Raw genomic sequence first — 17787 nt, forward strand, 5'->3', positions numbered from 1 at the left:
GACGCTGGGCCGGGCGGTGTGCCCACGGCGACGATGGGGGCATGACGCGAGATTCGCATGACGTCCAGATCCTGAACGTGGATGAGGTCGAAGCGGTCGAGGTCGCGCCCGGGATCATCCGGCGGCGGCTGCCCGCCACGGACTGGGCGCGCGGCTGGATGTACGACTTCGCCCCGGGGACCGAATGGCCCGAGGTGGACGTACACGAGGGCGAGGAACGCTACTACGTGATCTCGGGTGAGTTCATCGACCGGGGGCATCGCCTCGGGCCCGGGAGCTATGTCGTGTTCGCTCCGGGCAGTACGCATCGTCCGCGTACGGAGATCGGCGCGCGCATGCTGGGAATCAGCATCCTCACCCGATAACTGATGGGAGCGGCCTCAGTCCTTGCCGAGGAAGTCGCGGATCTTGGCGGCGACGCGCGGGTAGCCGGGGTCGAACCAGATCATGTGGCTGTCGGCCTGGGTGTCCAGCAGTTCGGCGTTGGGCATCGTCGCCGCCAGCGACTCGGACTGGGCGAAGGACACCGAGCGGTCGTTGCGGGTGGCGATGAGCAGGGCGGGCTGGCCGACCTGGGCGGCGCAGTCCGGTACGGGGAGCATGTCGGCGACGAAGCCGCCGCCGGAACGCATCAGCGCGAACAGCCCGGTCAGGGTGGCCCGGTCGGCGGCCGACAGGCGCGTCAGGACGTGACCGGCCGGGAGGACGGACAGGTCGCGGAGCAGCATGCGCAGCGCCACGGACGGCGCGGCCCGGAGCAGTGCACGCATGGCCGTCCAGGTGCCGGCCTCCACCCGGGGGTCGAACAGCACCGAGCCGCCCAGCCGGGTCATCCGGTCGGGCCAGGGCAGGAAGCCGACCGCGCTCTGCAGGATGACGCGTTCGACCAGTTGCGGATGGCGGGCGGCCATGGTCAGTGCCGTGCGTCCGCCCGCCGAGATGCCCACGGCGGCGGCGAGGCGTTCGATGCCCAGGGTCCGGCACAGGTCGGCGACGACGTCGGCGAAGCCGGTCGCCGAGGTGCCGGTGGTCAGCGGCGTGCGGCCGTAACCCGGGCGTGAGGGCGCCAGGACGGTGAAACCGGCGTCGGCGTAGACCTCTTCGCCCAGCGCCAGCCCCGCCCGCATATGACCGCCGTGGAATACCAGGACCGTTCTGGAACCGTCGCCTTCCAGTCGATACTCCACCGGGCCCGCCGGCAGGCGCACGACCGTGGTGGGGCGCTCGGCGATGGCCGTACGGGTTGTGGAAACCATGGCACCTTCTTCGGTCGGGCCGGATGCGTCCGCTGATCAGGTTCCCCGGCACCGCACCGGCTCCGACAGGGCGAATGTCGGAAATCTCGGCACAGGTTCCGTTCCGCGGCGGAGGTCGCCGAGACGCCTCAAGTGAGCAGGCCGAGCAGGGAGCGAAGGTCGGCGGCGGCCGGGACGGTGCGGTATGCCGGGGGAACGGCGCGGAGCAGGAAAGAACCGGTCTGAGCGACGAGGGTGTTGGCGCCACCAGGGCCTCGGCCTGCCGGAGTGCGTCGATGGCCTCGTCGTGGTGTTTGAGCACGCTGGCGGCGCGGGCCTGGGCGCAGAGGACGAAGACCAGGCCCCATGAGGGGGCGTCCTTGGCCAGGGCGCGGGCCTCGCGGGTCATGTCGAGGACGGCGGGCACCGGGCGCTGGCCGTACATGCCGCAGCCGGCCTCGGTGGCGCGGATGCCGACCGCGAGGTAGGAGTCGCCCGAGAGGTCGGCGGCGCGGCGGGCGGTGCGCCACCAGCGGATGGCGGCCTCGTGCTCGCCCACCCGGCCGAGGGCGTTGGCGTAGAGGGCGGACAGCGCCGCCTGGATACGGCGCAGGTCGGTACGGCGGGCGGCGGGAACGCGCTGCCGCTGCCGCTGCAGGGCGGCGAGTTCGGCGCCGATGGCGGCGCCGGACTTGACGACCGGGCGGGTGCACAACATGTGCCGCAGGTCTTCGCAGGTGCGTTCCCAGTCGTCCACGCTGCGGGTGTCGTCGCCCATGTCGCGGGTGTGCGCGCGGCGCAGCCGCTCGCGGTCGTCGAAGACCATCGCGCTCAGCCCCACACCGGCGGCGGCCTGGAAGAGACGGCGGCGCTCCATATCTTCATCATCGCCCGGATCGCCGGGATTGATGCTCTCCTCGGCGCGCATCTTCAGTTCGACCGCGAGTTCGCGGCGGCGGATCAGCTCTCCTTCGGCCCGGAGCGCGCGGTCGAGCCGGGCGGTGGTGTCGGCGGGCGGGATGCGCAGGCCCTTCTCGAACCGCCAGAGCGCGCTGTGGTGGATGTGCGCGATCAACGCCAGCCGCCGCAGCGGCATGAGGCCCCGGTGGCGGCGGAGGGCGGCGGCCAGCGAACGGGCGGCCTCCGCTGCGGCCTCCGCCGCGGCCGATGCCGACGCGGCTGACGTTTCGTGGGGGTTGTCCGGTTGCAGCATTGTCGGCATTCCTCCGCCGCCGTTTCGCTGCCCGGATTCTACGGCGGATCGGTGACTCTTGGTGATTGTTCGGCTACCGAAGTCTGACCGGAAGGGTGCTGTGGCCGTTGGCGATGAAGGACTCCAGGGGAGGCGGGCCGTCCGGGGGCGTGGCCAGGGTCATGGCCGGGAAACCGGCGAACAGGGCGGGCAGGGCGATCAGCGCCTCCAGGCGGGCCAGCGGGGCGCCCAGGCAGTGGTGCGCGCCGTAGCCGAAGGCCAGGTGGTCGGTGGTCCGCCTGGTGAGGTCGAAGGCGGCGGCGTCGGGGCCGTGCACGTCGGGGTCGCGACCGGCCGCGCCGTAGCAGGCGAGGATCGCCTCCCCGGCGCGGATGGTGACGCCGTGGCCGGTGTCGATGTCCTCGACGGCGTAGCGCAGCGGCAGGTTCGTGATCGGGGACCGGCTGCGGAGGGTCTCCTCCACCACTTTCTCCCAGGTCGCCTCGCCCGCGCGGACCAGGGCGAGCTGGTCGGGGTGGGTCAGCAGCGCGTGGATCGCGTTGTCCAGCAGGTTGACCGTGGTCTCGTGGCCGGCGCTGAGGAACAGCACCAGCGTGTCGACCAGTTCGTCCTCCGACAGCGGAGACTCGGCTTCGTCGCGGACGGCGATCAGGGCCGACGAAAGGTCGTCGCCGGGGGTCCGGCGCTTGTCGGTGACGAGGTCGCGCAGGATCGCCTGGAGGCGGGACAGAGCGGTGGCGACCTCGTGGGGGGCCACCGAGGTGTGGAAGAAGGCGTCCACGCAGCGGCGGATCTCCTGACGGGTGTCCTCGTCGGCGACGCCGAACAGGTCGCAGATCACCCGGATCGGCAGCGGGTAGGCGTAGTGCTCCCGCAGGTCCACGACCTCGCCCGCCGGTACCCGCGCCAGTCCGGCGAGCAGTTCGGCGACGATCACCTCGACGCGCGGGCGTAACTCGGCGGTGCGGCGGGCGGTGAACGCGCTGGAGACGAGCCCGCGCAGCCGCCGGTGGTCGGGGCCGTAGGCGGTGAACATGTTGCGCACGGCGACCCACGCGAACAGCGGCGAGTCGGGGGTGATCTCGCCGTTCCGCCAGGCGGGCCAGTGCTGGTAGGCGTCCTTTGACACGCGGGGGTCGGTGAGCAGGTCGCGCAGCAGGGCCTGGCCGCTCACCGCCCAGGCGGGCACTCCGCCGGGCAGTTCGACGCGGGCGGCGGGGCCCTGCGCGCGGATGCGCTCGGCCTCGCCGTGCAGGTCGCGGCCGGTGGGGTCGATGACGACGGGGGTGAATTCGGCGGAGCCGTCCATGGTGGTCTCCCGGTTCGCACGTCGGCGCGGTCTGGTGGCCGGACCTGATGGCCCGACTCGTCGATCTTCCCGTGGACGGCGGTCGCGACCCCTGACCCCGAAGGTCTATATCCGTATGCCGAGGGCCATATGGCCCTGCTCTTCGGTGTCGCAGAACTGCATAATACGGATGATTAACGTGAATTCCCCGAGCAGTCAGGCGGCGAAGAGCACATGAAGACCATGCGTTGGGCCGCGAGCGGGATGACCCTGACCGCCGTGGCCGCCCTCACCCTCGTCTCGTCCTCGGCTCCCGCGCAGGCCCTTCCCCAGGGCTCCTGCGGGGGCTCCTACCGCAAGGTGGCCACCTACCAGTTGACGGAGGGGGCCAAGGGCGGCAAGTCCTTCGGCACGGTCAGCCTCTACCAGAGCCCCACGGCCCATCGGAAGTGCATCATCTCGCGGGTGGCGACCGAATACATCGGCAAGACCAAGTACCTTTACGCCGATCTCTTCATCGACCGGAACAAGAACAAGAAGTACGACGCCGCCGACACCGGCGTGGCCAGCGGCAGCGAGAAGTACAAGTGGTTCGCGGGGCCGGTGTTCGTGGAGTTCGCCGACAAGCTGTGCGTGCGGTTCTCCGGGGCGGTCAGGATCGGCACCAAGCCCCTCGTCCGCGGCGGCACGCCGGAAGGCAAGTGGAAGCACTGCGGCTAGCGACCCGCAAACCCAGTCAGAACCAGCCGAAAGCCTCGATCGCCGGGCGTGCGGCCGTGGCATACTCCACCGATGCCGCTGCATCCCGCCGCAGAGCCGATCGTCACCCGCTATCTGGCCGTCGCCGACCGGGTGCTGCCGGGCCGGATCACCGGCTTCTACGTCGTGGGCTCGGCCGCGCTGGGGGCGTGGCGGCCGGGGCGGAGTGACATCGACTTCGTCGCCGTCGTGGACGGGCGGGTCGGCGAGCGGGTGCGCGCGACGCACGTCCTCGGCAACCTCACGACCGTCGCGCGGGCCGTGCGCCACCGGCGGCCGTCGATCCCGGAGACGATGAACGGGGTGTTCGTGGCGGCGCACGACCTCGGGCTGCCGGTGACGCGGATCCGGCCGCTGGCCTCGCACAGTGGGTGGCGCTACCGGCGCGGGCATGGCTTCGACGTCAACCCGGTGATGTGGAAGATCCTGGCCGAGCGCGGGATCGCGGTCAGGGGGCCCGTCCCGGCGGATCTCGGGCTCGATCCGGAGCCGGGCCGGTTGCGCGCCTGGAACCTGGAGAACCTGAACGGCCACTGGCGGCGATGGGGGGAGCGGGCGATGTCGGCAAGGCCGCCGCGCAAGCCGTTGGTCCCGCCGCACCGGGTGGCGCTCGCGAGCCTGCTCGCCCCGGTTCGGCTGCACCGCACGGTGGCCACCGGAGAGGTGATCTCCAAACAGCAGGCGGGGCCGTACGCGCTCGACACGTTCCCGGCGCGGTGGCATCCGCTGATCCGGGCGGGGCTCGCCCACCTTGACGGCGAGCCGCCGCCGGGCTCGCTGTCGCCGTCCCGCGTGCCCGCGCTCGCCGGCGAGTTCGTGCTCACCGTGGTGGCGGACGCCGACCGGCCGTAATGCCGATCGAGGTGCGCTTTTTCGGATATCTAGCCGTTTCCATTCATTAGATCACACATTCGGAAATTCAGCGGCTAAGCGGGGCATCAGCCGTCTACCATCCCATTCGTCACGTTTCCCACAGGGGTGCGATTCAGCGACGAATGCGGTCTACGACGGGGTGCGAAATGTACATGACCGGCTACAACACGACGATGCTCGAACCGGAGAACAGGTTTCCCTTCTGGTGGGAGATGTCGTCACGAGCCCATGTCCGCTGCTGGATCCGCAGCGAGCATGAGCGCGACTTCGTCGCGTCCGTGCGCTCGCTGACCTTCGGCGGGCTGGTGGTGACGGCGCTCACCTATCCCTCACTCCAAGTCGAACGCACGCCCAAGCTGATCCGGCAGGACGATCCGGAGGTGTTCCAGCTCAACCTCCTCACCCAGGGGCGCGGCGGGATCGAGCACCGCGACCGGCGGGTCACGCTCTCCGGCGGCGACTTCGTGCTGTGCGACAGCTCCTACCCGCTCCAGGGCTGGCGTTCGGCCGTCGGCTCCCATGCGTCGGCCCTGCTGGTGCAGATACCGCGCCGGTGGCTGCCCTTCTCCGGTGAGGCCATCGACCGGCTCGTCGGCCGGCCCTTCTCCTCGGCCAAGGGGGGCGCGGCCCTGCTCGCCGAGCACCTTGCCACCCTGATCGCCCGCGGGGAGGAGTGCGCCGACGCTGACGAGGCGGCTCTCGCCGACGCCGTGATGGCCCTCATCCTGGTGGCGTGCTCGCAGCGCGCCGCCGTCCCGGCCCCGCTGTCTCCCGAGGCACGCAAGCGGGTCCAGCTCAAGCAGATGAAGCGGTTCATGCTTCAGCGGCTGAGCGATCCGGGGCTCTCGCCCGCGACCGTCGCCGTCGCGCACGGCATCTCGCTGCGGCAGCTGCAGAAGAGCTTCCAGGCTGAAGGGGTCGGCGTGTCGGCCTGGATCCGGCGCAAGCGCCTGGAGCGCTGCCGCCGGGACCTGGCCGATCCCCTGCTGGCCGACCGCCCCATTCACGCCATCGCCGCACGCTGGGGCATCGTCGACGGGCCGCACTTCAGCCGGCTGTTCAAGTCGGCGTTCGGGGTCACTCCCGGCGAGTACAGAAAGGTGGTCGCGATCGGACCGGATTGCGCGGATATTCAAGAGTGAGGCGCATATTGGCGATGACGCCCGGCCGCTCGCGGAGGAAGTCTGGTCCCCAACCGGGTGCGCACACGACCCGGCGTCGGACGGGGATCTACAAAGCGAGGAGCCGTGATCGTGACCCTCAGCAAGGTGAGCGAATCAATCGTTCCGGAAGTGAGTGTCGCGGTCCCCGCCGTCCGATCTGAGCAAGAGATCGCCGCATCCGGCACCGGCCGGACGAGCCCGCAGCGTGATGTGGCCGCGGAATGGCCGTGACCGTTTCCGGTGAACGACCGTCGGACGGGTCTATACCTCCAGGCCCATCCGAGCGTCGAAGGCTGCTCGGACCGGCACGGCCGTGCCAGGCTCCCCGTGACCGCCGGACCCCCGTCCCAGCGGGGCGGGTCCCTGATCTCGGCGGGCGTTGACCCCCGCCACCCACCCTCGCCGAGACCACGGCGCGGTCCGGCCCCCGCCGACGCCAACCGCCTCACCAGCCGTGGGCGCACCCGGTCCCACGACCGCCGGGCGGGCAGGGCCGGACGGATCCGCACCTCAAGGATCTCGTCCGGCCCGCCCGCTCCAACAAGGTTCCACCCCCCCACCCGAACGGGCGCGATCCGCCCTGAGAAGGAGTAGTCATGACCAAGATGATCAATCGGTTGAGCGACCGGCTCCTCACCCGGTTCGTGCCGGGAGTGACCGCCGCCGCCGCTGACGCCTGCGGATGCAACTGCTTCGAATGCCGGATGTGGAAGGACGGAAAGATCGTGTTCGGCTGGATCTGCAGGGACTGTTTCAAGGGGACTTCCTGCGGCTGCCGTTTGTGATCAAGCCCGCGACAAGGACCCGGAGGGCGGCACGTGGGCGGCTCCCGCGCCGCCCTCCGGGGCCCGCGAGACCACCTATGCCCTTACGGGAAGGCGGCCCATGCTGACCTATGTGAGCGTCGCGGGCCAGGTGGCGGCCGGGGCGGTGTACGCCGCCGGGGTGATCGGCAAGACGCGCGGCCGTACCGCGTATCGGGAGTTCGTCCGGGCGACGGGGCGGCTGCTGCCGGGAAGGATCGGTGCCCGGCGCGCAGGCGTGATCGCGCCGCTCGTGATCGCCGCCGAGGCGGCCACGGCGGTACTGACCGCGGCGCTGCCCCGCGCCGGGCTCGTGCTCGCCGCGGCGCTCGCCCTGGTGTTCACGGTCGCGGTCGCCGCCGCCCTGCGGCGCGGAGAACGGGCGCCGTGCCGTTGCTTCGGTGCGTCGGCCACCCCGCTCGGTCCCCGGCACATCGCCCGCAACGTGCTGCTGCTCGCGGTGGCCGCGACCGGTGCCGCCGCGTCGCCGCCGGGCTGGGCCTACAGCGTGTGGGCCGGTGCCTCATGGGCGGGGCTCGCGCTGGCCGCCGGATTCGCGGCCATGGTGGCCCTGCTCGTGACCCAATTCGACGCCCTGATCGAGTTGTTCGCCCCATCCCCGGCCACTGTGGATCGGCGGCGCTGAGAAGGAGAAGTCAGTGACTGTTCTCGTTGCGGCGATGGTTCTCCTCGCCGTGTTGTGCCTCTTCGACCTGGTGCTGACGTTCGGGGTGATCCGACGCCTGCGCGAGCACACCGGTCACCTGGAATTCCTGCTCAACGGCGGCGTCGGCGCGGACACGGTCCGCGCCGCGCTGCCTCGGCCGGGTTCGACGGTGTCCGAGTTCGAGGCCGTCACGACGGCCGGGCAGACCATCACGCGCGACTTCTTCACCGGCCCCACCGTGGTCGCGGTGTTCACCAACCACTGCGAGACGTGCCGCGAGCGGCTGCCCTCCTTCGTCGAGTACGCCAAGAACACGCACGGTTCCGGTGTCCTGGTCCTGCTCCAGGCCGAGGAGGGCCACGAGACGACCGATGCCATGCTGGCCGAGCTGGAGGCGGTCGGGCCGGTCGTGCTCGAAATCACCCAGGGCTCGCTCGGCCGCGCCCTGAACGTCTCGATCTTTCCCGCGTTCTGCCTGATCGACGCTGGCGGCGTGATCCGCGCCGCGGAGATCGCCCTGGACGATCTACCGCTCGCGGCGGCCCGGTCATGACACACCTCGAAGGCGTGCCGGGTACGGGACGGGCAGGCGGGGGCCGGGCGTGACGTTCGCGCCCAGGCTCGGCCGGGACGCGGCGCGAGAGACCGCACGGGCGCTCGCCCTCGCGGCCCGCGCCGCGCCCCGGCAGCTCGCCGTCCACCTCCTCGTCACGCTGGCGGCCTCGGCCGTGCCCGTGTTCGTCGCGTGGTTCACCAAGCTGACCCTGGACCGCCTCACCGCGCCCGGCCCGGCCATGGCGGTGATCGGGCTCGCGGCGGGGCTCGCCGTCGTCGGCCTGGTCTCGGCAGTGGTGCCGCAACTGTCCAGATACCTGCTGGCCGAGCTGGATCGCCGGGTCGCGCTGCACGCCCAGGACCACCTGTTCGCGGCCATCAACCGCTTCCAGGGCCTGCGCAGGTTCGAGGACCCGTCGTACCTCGACCGGTTGCGTTTCGCCAGGACCGCCACGGAGTCCACCGGCCAGATCGTCGAAGCGGTGGCCGGGCTCACCAGGGCCGTGCTGACCCTGGGCGCGTTCGTGCACTCGCTCGCCCTGATCAGCCCGGTGTTCACCGGCGTCCTGCTGATCTGCGTGATCCCCGAGGTGCTCGCCGAACTGCGCCTGGCCCGCCACCGGGCGGGGATGATGTGGCGGCTCAGCCCCTCGGAGCGGCGGCGGATCTTCTTCGGCGAGCTGCTGGCCTCGGGAGAGGCGGCCAAAGAGGTCAGGCTGTTCGCGCTCGGCGGGTTCCTGCGCGAGCGCATGAACACCGAACTGGCCGGGGCCAACGCCGTACGGCGCGCCCGCGACCGGCGCGACCTCATCGTGCAGTCCCTGTTGGCGCTGCTGTCGGCCGTGGTCTCGGGCGGCGGCCTGGTCTGGATCGTCCTCACCGCGAGCGCGGGCCAGGTCAGCGTGGGCGACGTGGCGATGTTCGTGGCGGCGGTGGCGAGCGTGCGCACCGGGCTCGATGGGGTGGTGACCTCCCTGACGGTCGCGCACCTGCAGCTCGTCACGTTCTCGCACTACAGCGCGGTACTGCGGGCCGAGCCCGATCTGCCGGTGCCGCCGGAACCGGCCCCGCTGCCCGCCCTCCGGCACGGCATCGAACTGCGCGACGTCTGGTTCCGCTACAGCGACGAGCATCCCTGGACCCTGCGCGGCGTGCGGCTGTTCATTCCCTGCGGGCGCTCCCTCGCCCTGGTCGGCCGGAACGGCGCGGGCAAGAGCACCCTGGTCAAGCTGATCTGCCGGATGTACGACCCCACGCGCGGCGCCATCCTGTGGGACGGCGTGGACATCCGCGATGTCTCGCCGGAACGGCTGCGCGAGCGGATCGGCGCGGTGTTCCAGGACTTCATGGCCTACGACCTGACCGCCGCCGAGAACATCGCGGTCGGCGACCTGCGGTTCCTCGGCGACGCGTCCCGGATCGCCGCCGGTGCGATGACCGCCGGCGTGCACGAGGACCTGACCCGGCTGCCGCGCGGCTACGACACGCTGCTCAGCCGTACCTTCTTCGGCGGCAGCGACGGCGACGACCAGGAGACAGGGGTGCTGCTCTCCGGCGGGCAGTGGCAGCGAGTGGCCCTCGCGCGGGCCTCCCTGCGGGAGGGAAGAGACCTGATGATCCTCGACGAGCCGAGCGCCGGTCTCGACCCGGAGGCCGAGCACGATATCCACACCCGGCTCCGCCGCACCCGGGAGGGCCGGACCAGCCTGCTGATCTCGCACCGCCTCGGCGCGGTGCGCGACGCCGACACGATCGTGGTGCTCGACCAGGGGCAGGTGTCCGAGCAGGGCACCCACGAGGAACTGCTCGACGCTGGGGGCACGTACGCGCGGCTGTTCACGCTGCAAGCGGCGGGCTACGCGGCGGTGCCGGAACGGGAGGCGGGATGATCGTGCTGATCCTGATCGGGGGCGTGGTGGCGGCCGGCGCGGCGGTCCTGTCGTTCCTGCGGAGCCGCTACCTCGTGGTCACCGTGTCGGGGAGCAGCATGGAGCCGACGTACCGGTCCCACGATCGGTTGCTGGCCCGCAGAACGACGCCTGACCGGCTGCGCCGCGGGCAGGTCGTCGTCTTCTCGCCGCCGAAGCCGACGCGGCGTGGCCCACGTCCGGGCTGGACGGTGAAGCGGGTCGTCGCGGCACCGGGAGATCCCGTGCCCCGGGATCAGGTGCCCGCGCTCGCGGACGTGCCGGAGACCGAGGTGCCGGAGGGCCGCCTGGCCGTACTGGGGGACAACTCAGCAGAGTCCTACGACTCCCGTTATTTCGGGTACATCCCGGCGGACAGCCGGATCGCCCTCGTCCTGCGCCCGCTCACCTCCGCCCCGTAGCCCCGGGGGCTCTCCCACGCGCGCGGGAGGGGACGGTCGCGCGGCGCGCCCCCGGCGCGTTCCCAGCTGCCGGGGGCGGTTCAGGCGGTGGGTCAGCGGCAGCTTCCCGTCTCGGGGGCGCAGATCTTCATCTCGGGGTAGCGGGACGACGGCTCGTCCAGCAGGGGTGACCGCTTGCCGCGCAGGTGCCGGTCGAGGAAGGCGCGGACATATCTGCGGGTGAGTTCGAGGGAGCGGGTCCCGGTCACCTCGGCACCGGAGTCGAGGCCCAGGGCCTCAAGCAGGATCGGGACGTCGGTGAAGGACTGGTGGACCGCGCCGGACATCACGAGCCAGCGCTTCCAGCCGGTCATGAGCCGCCAGTCGCGGTCCCAGGACACGTCGCGGGAGCCGGGGCTGTGCCGTTCCTGGTTGCCCAGCAGCATGAACGGCCGGGACAGGGCGCCCGGCGGGATCGGGGCGTAGGTCGTGCCGTCCATGTCGATCCCGGCGCGTACCCGGGAGTCGCCGAGCATGGCCGCGACCGCGCTCGCGCCGCCCAGCGACTGGCCCACCATGGCGATCCGCGACCGGTCGATCAGCGCGGCGCCCGGCCACCTGGGCTGCTTCCCGGTGAGTTCGTCGAGTACGAAGGAGACGTCGGCCGCCCGGATGGCGACGGTCTTCGGGCCGTGGTCCGGCTGCTCGTCGGTCTCGCAGGCCACGCACGTGGCGACCCGGCCGTCGGGGAAGGTCGTGGCGTAGCTCTCGTAGGTGTGGTCGACGCCGACCACGATGTGACCACGGCTGGCCAGTTCCTCGGCCAGGCCGGTGAGCGTCCGGCGGGGCTTGGTGAAGCCGGGGGACAGCACCACGAGCGGCAGCCGGCCCTCGTGCCCGGCGACGGGGGCGGCGTCCTTGATCGCGTGCGTCCGGGTGCCGCTCAGGATGTCGTACGGCACGCCGCTGATCCGCGCGCCCTTCAGGTGCAGCTCGGACTCCTTCGGCGTCAGGTACGGGAGCTTCGGGCCGCGCGCTTTCCGGCTCGCCGGGTACCAGACGGTGGCCATCAGCTCCCGCGCCTTGACCTCGGGCACCCAGGGGTCGGGCCGCGAGGTGTCCTTCAGGTAGAGGTCGGTGGCCCCTACCTGATAGGGGCCGGTCGGTGCGGGCAGCACCGGGGTCCGGGGCGTGGCCGTCGGCGTGGGGGAGGGCGGCGGGGATACTGCCGGGGAGGGGACGGGCGAGGGCGGTCCCGCAGCCGAAGCGGCGGCGGACGGCGGCGCCAGCAGGCACCCGACGGCCGCGAAGGCCAGCACCCCGGCGCCCACCGCCCGGCCACGCCGCGGGGCCGCGGCCCGGCCACGTGCGCCCGCGGCGGTCTCGTAACACCCGGCGGGGGCGGTTCGCCCCTGTCCAGAGGCCGCCATCCCATCAGTCCCGCCCGGGGTGGTTCGCCGTCGGCTGCGGGGCGCCGTTCTGGCGGGCTCGGTGGGCATGGTCGGTCCATGCCCGGTCGGGCTCTCGTGCCGAGGCTGGTGATCAGGGCGTTGTTGACTCATCAGGATGTCCCTTTCTTGAGGTTGTGGACGGCCGGTGCCATGACGGCCGGCCGGAAAGCCCGGTAGGTCAGGTGGTGGTGAGGGCCTCGGTGGGGGAGAGGCGGGCGGCGCGGCGCGCCGGGTAGAGCCCGGCCAGGGCCCCGATCAGGACGGCGAGCAGCACGCCCCCCGCGATGGCCGTCCCCGGCAGCACCGGCGGCCACCCCCGCAGCACGGCGAAGCCCAGCGTCACGGCGAGCCCGACGATCACGCCCGCCGCCCCGCCCAGCGCGGAGACGGCCACCGACTCGGTGAGGAACTGCAGGCGGATCTGCCGCCGGGTGGCGCCGAGGGAACGGCGCAGCCCGATCTCCTGGCGGCGCTCCAGCACTGAGATGATCATGATGTTGGCGATGCCGACGGCCCCCACCAGCAACGCCACGGCCCCCAGCCCCAGCAGCAGCGAGTCGAACGCGGACGCCGCCGTGAGCTGGACCATCAGCGCGTCGGACGGCCTGCTCACATCGACCTCGGTCGGATGCTCGGGATGGACGGTGGCCGCCAGGACCTCTGACACGGCGGTGACCGCCTCCTCGCTGGACCGCTCGTAGATCATGCTGGGGTGGCCGTCGAAGCCGAGCGCGGCGGCGTAGGTCCAGCCGATCAGCGCGGCCCGGTCGATCCTCGGGGCCAGGCCGGTCTCCTCCAAGATGCCGACCACGGTGAACCAGCGGCCCGCGATGAAGACCTGCTCGTCGGGTCCTGCCCGGGCGACGCCGAGCCGTTCGGCGGCCACCGAGCCGAGCACCACCGCCGGGTAGCGCTCGGTGGCCGGGTTGAGGAAGGCCCCGGACCTGACCGTGGCGCCGAGCGTCTCCAGCAGGTCGGCGCGGGCCGCCTCGACGATGACGCCGTTCGCCTCCGCCATGCCCGAAGGGTCGGCCCGGTCGGTGCGGCGCACGGTCGCGCCGGGCAACCGGCCGGTGGCGGTGACCGACTCGACGCCCGGGACGCGACGGACCATGCCCACGGCGGTCAGCGGCAGCTTGGCGGCCTCGCCTTCGAGCGACTTGCCAGGGGTGACCGTCAGCAGGTTGGTGCCGAGCCGTTCGATCTGCGCCATCAGCCCGGCCGCGCTGACGGTGCCGATGCCGAGCACGGCCACCATGGCGGCGATCCCGATGGCGATGCCGAGCGCGGACAGCGCGGCCCGCAACGGCCTGCCGCGCAGCCCGGCCAGGCCCGCGAGCACCAGATCGGCGGGACGCAGCCGCACGGGGGCGGGCAGCGGGATCATGCGGGCACCCCCGTGTCCATCCGGACCCGGCCGTCGAGGATCTCCAGGCGGCGGGGGAGGGCCGCGGCCACGGAGGCGTCGTGGGTGATGATGACCACGGCGGTGCCCAGGCCGGTGAGGACGCGCATGATCTCCGCACCGGAGGTCTGGTCCAGGTTGCCGGTGGGCTCGTCGGCCAGCAGCAGGGCGGGTTCGCCGACGATCGCGCGGGCGATGGCGACGCGCTGCTGCTCGCCCCCGGACAGCTCGCCGGGGCGGTGGCCCAGCCGGTGGCCCAGGCCGACGCGCTCCAGCGCCTCGGCCGCGCGGCGGCGGCGTTCGCGGTGCGGCACGCCGTGGTAGAGCAGGCCGGTGGCGACGTTGTCGAGCGCGCTCAGGTGCCGGGTGAGGAAGAACTGCTGGAAGATGAACCGCACCCAGCGGGCGCGGACGGCGGCCAGCCGCACGTCCGGGAGCGCGGCCACGTCGTGGCCGTGCACGCGGACCACCCCGCTGGTCGGCCTATCCAGGGTGCCCATCAGGTTGAGCAGGGTGGACTTGCCGGAGCCGGACGGCCCGACGATGGCCAGCGACTCGCCCGCCGCGACCGTCAGCGACACGTCACGCAGCGCGGCCACGCCCCCCGGGTACTCCTTGGTGACGTTCGCCACCTCCACCACCGGGCTCATGGCTTGGGCACCTGCACGTTCGCCCCCTCGGTCAGGTCGCCCTCGACCTCGACCTTCCCCTCGGCGAAGATGCCGAGTTCGACCGGGACGTCCCGCACCCCGCCCCCCGCGTCCACGACCTTCACCCGGTAGCCGCCGCCGGGCGTGGCCAGCAGCGCGCCGACCGGTACGGCGAGCACGTTCCTGCGCACCTTGGCGGCGAAGCCGACCGTCACCGGCGCGCCGTCCAGGCGTCCGGCGGCGCGCGGCCTGTCCAGCACGATCCGCACGGTGACGGTGGCGCTCTCGGTGCCCTCGCCGGTCTGCGACGTGGAGGTCGCGGTGGCGACCGAGCCGACCGACACGACCCGGCCGGTGGTCTTCACCTCGCCCGGCAGGCGGACGGTCACCCGGTCCTTCCGCTCGACCAGGTGCTGCGCGCTGACCGGCACCTTCACCTCGACCTGCCGGGCGGTCCCGGTGGCGGTGAGCACCACGCCCGCCGCGGGCGCGCCGGGGCTCGTCCTGAGCTTGGCGACGCGGATCGCCCCGGGCAGCACCACGACGTCGCCGGGGGCGACCAGGCCGGTCCGTGGCACGCCCAGGTCCCGCTGCCAGGAGAGGACGGCGTCGCGCAGCCGCCAGTCGAAGGAGCGGTCGATCGTCATGCCGTCCCCGTGGCCGAGCGCCTTCAGGTTGCGTTTGAGGATCTCGACGTCGGCCCCCTTGGCGACGCCGAGGGACAGCGACCGCCACAGCGGCGCGGACCCGTAGAACAGGGGGACGTGCTCGCCGTCCACGTCGAAGACGGCCCGGCCGCGCCTGATGACCGCGCCCTCCTTCGGCAGCCGGGTGATGCGGCCCCGGGCGTCGGCGGTCACGGTGTGGGAACCGGCGTAGCCGAGGGTGCCGTCCACCTCCGTGCGGTCGGCCAGGTCGGTGCGGACGACGGCGGCGGTGGGCAGTGCGGCGGCGTTGACGGCGGGCGTGGCGGCCGGGCCGTTCCACAGCCAGGCGGTCACCGCGCCGCCGCCGAGGGCGGCGAGCAGCACGGCCGCCGTGGTGATCGATCGGCGCATCGGCGGCTACTCCGGGTGCCGCTTGGTGTTCGCCGGCAGGTATCGCGCGCAGTCCCGCTGCGCGGTGCGGATCGCCGGGTCGTCGCCCTGCGGCATGGAGACGCTCGAATCGCCGGGCTGCGGTTCCGGCACCTTGAGGCCGTGCTGCCGGAGGCACTGCGCCAGTTTGAGCATGTTGTCCCATTCTTCGGTGCCCACCGAGGGTCCCGGCGGCGCCGGATCGAACTTCGCGCACGCCTTCTCGGCGGCCTGGAGCTTGCTCTTCTCGGGCTTCTCGCCCTGCAGGAACAGGCCCTCGCCCTCCTCGTAGGTGAAGGTCAGGCCCTGCTCGCGCATGCAGTTGACGAACTTGACCGCCTTGTCGGGGTCCAGGCCCTGCTGCTTGGTGCCGGTCGGCGCCTGGGCGGCACATCCGGCGCTTCCGGCGAGGGCGGCGACCATCAGCGCCGCGGCCAACAGGTTCTTCATGGCTGCCGAGACTGGACCTGACCCGGTTTCCGCCCGGTGACCGCGATCGTTAACCGGGGTTTCACCGGGGCCGTGCTACTCAGGAGGGATGCGGGTACTGGTGGCCGAGGACGAGCGGGTCCTCGCGGACCTCGTCGGTGAGGGCCTTCGGCGCGAATCGATGGCGGTGGACGTGGTGTACGACGGCGGAGCCGCCCTGGAACGGCTGGCCGTCAACGACTATGACGTGCTGGTCCTGGACCGCGACCTGCCTGTGGTGCACGGCGACGAGATCTGCCGCCGGCTGGCCGAGCGGGAGGCGCGGGTGCGGGTGCTGATGCTGACGGCGGCGGTCACCGTCGGCGACCGGGTCGCGGGGCTGGGCCTGGGCGCGGACGACTACCTCACGAAGCCCTTCGCGGCGGCGGAGCTGGTGGCGCGGATCCTGGCCCTCGGACGGCGCGCGGCGACCCGGCTCCCGCCGGTGCTCGAACGGTGCGGAGTGGTGCTCGACGCGCCGCACCGGCAGGCGTTCCGCGACGGCGTCTACCTGCCGCTGTCCCGCAAGGAGTACGCGGTGCTCGCGGTCCTGATGCGCGCCAAGGGCGCCGTCGTCACCACCGAGGAGCTGCTGGAACGCGCGTGGGACGAGCACGCCGACCCGTTCAGCACGGTGGTCAAGGTGACCGTGAGCAAGCTGCGGGTCAAGCTCGGCGATCCGCCGCTGATCAGGACCGCGCCCGGCGGGTACGCGCTGTGATCCGGGCGACCGTCCGTACCCGGCTGACGCTGGCGTTCGGCGGGCTGTTCCTGGTCACCTCCACGGCGGTGCTGGTGGTCGCGGGCCTCATGGTCGAGCGGGCCTTCGACGGCAGCGTCAACATCTGGACGGGCGCCCGCCAGGACGGCCCGATGCGGTTCCAGGAGGATCCGGACGCCCTGGCGCCGCCCGGTGAGCGCAAGATCAAGGTGGACACCGGCGAGGACCTCGTGCGGGCCGTCCGGTCCGACGTCGTCAGCTCGCAGTGGCGGATCACGCTGATCTCGATCGTGATCATGGGCGTGGTGGCGTTCGCGCTGTGCTGGTGGCTGTCGGGCCGGGCGCTGCGGCCGGTCCACCAGATCACCGGTACGGCACGGCGGCTGTCGCTGTCCAACCTCGGCGAGCGGATCAACATGAAGGGCCCCCGCGACGAGCTGAAGGAACTCGCCGACACCTTCGACGCCATGCTGGAGCGGCTCGCCCGCTCGGCCGACGACCAGCGGAGGTTCGTCGCCAACGCCTCGCACGAACTGCGCACGCCGCTGGCCGTGCAGCGGGCGGTGATCGAGTTCGGCCTGGCCGACCCGTCGCCGGAGCGGGTCGCCGAGATGCGCGCCGAGCTGCTGCGCAACACCGAGCGGTCCGAGCGGCTGATCGACGGGCTGCTCGCGCTCGCCCAGGGGGAACGCGCCTTGGAGGACTGGGAGGCGGTGGACCTGGCCGCAGTCGTCCGGCGTGCCGCCCCGGCCTACGAGGATTCCGGCGTTCGCCTGGACCTCGACCTGACGCCGGTGGTCGTCGACGGCGACGAGGTGCTGCTCACCCGGCTCGTGGACAACCTGCTGCAGAACGCCGTCCGCTACAACCTGCCCGGCGGCCGGGTGGAGGTGCGGCTGACGGACGAGGGCCTGTCGGTGAGCAACACCGGGCCGAAGGTGGACCCGGACCGGGTCGCGGAGCTGTTCCAGCCGTTCCGGCGCCTGCACGCCGACCGGGTGGGCACCGGGCAGGGCGTGGGGTTGGGCCTGTCCATCGTGGCGGCCATCGCCCGCGCGCACCGCGCCGCCATAACGGCCACCGCCAACCCGGAGGGGGGCCTGACCGTGCGCGTCGCGCTGCCGCCCGAAGGCGCCGCATAGGGTGATTCGC

General features: G+C 72.4%; 20 protein-coding genes. 13 read left to right on the plus strand and 7 right to left on the minus strand.

From position 1 onward, the window contains the following. The first annotated feature begins 41 nt into the window (after positions 1–41). On the plus strand, positions 42–365 hold the full coding sequence (locus P3X83_RS33365; RefSeq protein ID WP_277309304.1) for a cupin domain-containing protein: 324 nt from the start codon (positions 42–44) through the stop codon (positions 363–365). Between the two features lie 15 nt (positions 366–380). Here P3X83_RS33365 and P3X83_RS33370 read toward each other — a convergent pair whose 3' ends face one another. Beyond that, positions 381–1256: an alpha/beta hydrolase gene (locus P3X83_RS33370; protein WP_277309306.1), complete on the minus strand. Its 876-nt coding sequence runs from the start codon at positions 1254–1256 to the stop codon at positions 381–383. Positions 1257–1782: 526 nt separating this feature from the next. On the opposite strand from P3X83_RS33370, the gene P3X83_RS33375 reads away from it, so the two are divergent. Then, entirely contained in the window at positions 1783–2418 is a 636-nt protein-coding gene (locus tag P3X83_RS33375; RefSeq protein ID WP_277309307.1) for a hypothetical protein, read from the plus strand. A gap of 103 nt (positions 2419–2521) precedes the next feature. Here P3X83_RS33375 and P3X83_RS33380 read toward each other — a convergent pair whose 3' ends face one another. Beyond that, entirely contained in the window at positions 2522–3757 is a 1236-nt protein-coding gene (locus P3X83_RS33380; protein WP_277309308.1) for a cytochrome P450, read from the minus strand. 213 nt (positions 3758–3970) lie between these two features. Between P3X83_RS33380 and P3X83_RS33385 the strand changes: the two genes are divergently transcribed. The 9 genes from P3X83_RS33385 (at position 3971) to P3X83_RS33425 (ending at position 10885) form a co-directional block, all read left to right on the plus strand. Then, positions 3971–4456, plus strand: coding sequence for a hypothetical protein (locus tag P3X83_RS33385; protein WP_277309309.1), 486 nt, complete (start codon positions 3971–3973; stop codon positions 4454–4456). Positions 4457–4528: 72 nt separating this feature from the next. Next, a complete protein-coding gene (locus P3X83_RS33390) occupies positions 4529–5347 on the plus strand; it encodes an aminoglycoside adenylyltransferase domain-containing protein (protein ID WP_277309310.1) in 819 nt (272 codons plus the stop codon). 173 nt (positions 5348–5520) lie between these two features. Next, the gene (locus P3X83_RS33395; protein WP_277309311.1) at positions 5521–6510 is read left to right on the plus strand and encodes a helix-turn-helix domain-containing protein; all 990 of its coding nucleotides are present in this window, start codon (positions 5521–5523) and stop codon (positions 6508–6510) included. Between the two features lie 111 nt (positions 6511–6621). Further along, entirely contained in the window at positions 6622–6762 is a 141-nt protein-coding gene (locus P3X83_RS33400; protein ID WP_277309313.1) for a hypothetical protein, read from the plus strand. A gap of 365 nt (positions 6763–7127) precedes the next feature. Next, complete coding sequence (locus P3X83_RS33405; RefSeq protein WP_277309314.1) at positions 7128–7316, plus strand: hypothetical protein; 189 nt, start codon at positions 7128–7130, stop codon at positions 7314–7316. A gap of 100 nt (positions 7317–7416) precedes the next feature. After that, positions 7417–7980 (plus strand): MauE/DoxX family redox-associated membrane protein, encoded by a 564-nt coding sequence (locus tag P3X83_RS33410; protein WP_277309315.1) that lies wholly within the window; start codon positions 7417–7419, stop codon positions 7978–7980. Between the two features lie 13 nt (positions 7981–7993). Next, positions 7994–8554 carry a TlpA disulfide reductase family protein gene (locus tag P3X83_RS33415; protein ID WP_277309316.1) on the plus strand — a complete coding sequence of 187 codons (561 nt, stop codon included), beginning with the start codon at positions 7994–7996 and terminating at the stop codon, positions 8552–8554. Positions 8555–8603: 49 nt separating this feature from the next. Further along, positions 8604–10445, plus strand: coding sequence for an ABC transporter ATP-binding protein (locus tag P3X83_RS33420; RefSeq protein WP_277309317.1), 1842 nt, complete (start codon positions 8604–8606; stop codon positions 10443–10445). Then, complete coding sequence (locus tag P3X83_RS33425; protein ID WP_277309318.1) at positions 10442–10885, plus strand: S26 family signal peptidase; 444 nt, start codon at positions 10442–10444, stop codon at positions 10883–10885. Before P3X83_RS33420 ends, P3X83_RS33425 begins: the two co-directional genes overlap by 4 nt. A gap of 92 nt (positions 10886–10977) precedes the next feature. On the opposite strand, the gene P3X83_RS33430 is transcribed toward P3X83_RS33425, so the two are convergent. From P3X83_RS33430 to P3X83_RS33450, 5 genes are all read right to left on the minus strand, one after another. Continuing rightward, positions 10978–12294 (minus strand): alpha/beta hydrolase, encoded by a 1317-nt coding sequence (locus tag P3X83_RS33430; RefSeq protein WP_277309319.1) that lies wholly within the window; start codon positions 12292–12294, stop codon positions 10978–10980. A gap of 199 nt (positions 12295–12493) precedes the next feature. Continuing rightward, positions 12494–13702, minus strand: a complete 1209-nt coding sequence (locus P3X83_RS33435; protein WP_277309321.1) for an ABC transporter permease — start codon at positions 13700–13702, stop codon at positions 12494–12496. After that, entirely contained in the window at positions 13699–14370 is a 672-nt protein-coding gene (locus P3X83_RS33440; protein ID WP_277309322.1) for an ABC transporter ATP-binding protein, read from the minus strand. Before P3X83_RS33440 ends, P3X83_RS33435 begins: the two co-directional genes overlap by 4 nt. After that, positions 14367–15428 carry a peptidoglycan-binding protein gene (locus P3X83_RS33445; RefSeq protein ID WP_277309323.1) on the minus strand — a complete coding sequence of 354 codons (1062 nt, stop codon included), beginning with the start codon at positions 15426–15428 and terminating at the stop codon, positions 14367–14369. The genes P3X83_RS33440 and P3X83_RS33445 overlap by 4 nt, the downstream gene beginning before the upstream one ends. Before the next feature lie 6 nt (positions 15429–15434). Then, positions 15435–15896 (minus strand): hypothetical protein, encoded by a 462-nt coding sequence (locus P3X83_RS33450; RefSeq protein ID WP_277309324.1) that lies wholly within the window; start codon positions 15894–15896, stop codon positions 15435–15437. 88 nt (positions 15897–15984) lie between these two features. Here P3X83_RS33450 and P3X83_RS33455 point away from each other — a divergent pair, with 88 nt between their 5' ends. Continuing rightward, positions 15985–16635 carry a response regulator transcription factor gene (locus tag P3X83_RS33455; RefSeq protein ID WP_277309325.1) on the plus strand — a complete coding sequence of 217 codons (651 nt, stop codon included), beginning with the start codon at positions 15985–15987 and terminating at the stop codon, positions 16633–16635. Beyond that, entirely contained in the window at positions 16632–17777 is a 1146-nt protein-coding gene (locus P3X83_RS33460; RefSeq protein WP_277309326.1) for a HAMP domain-containing sensor histidine kinase, read from the plus strand. Before P3X83_RS33455 ends, P3X83_RS33460 begins: the two co-directional genes overlap by 4 nt. Positions 17778–17787 lie beyond the last annotated feature (10 nt).

It is taken from the genome of Spongiactinospora sp. TRM90649, from assembly GCF_029382225.1.
Taxonomy (GTDB): domain Bacteria; phylum Actinomycetota; class Actinomycetes; order Streptosporangiales; family Streptosporangiaceae; genus Spongiactinospora.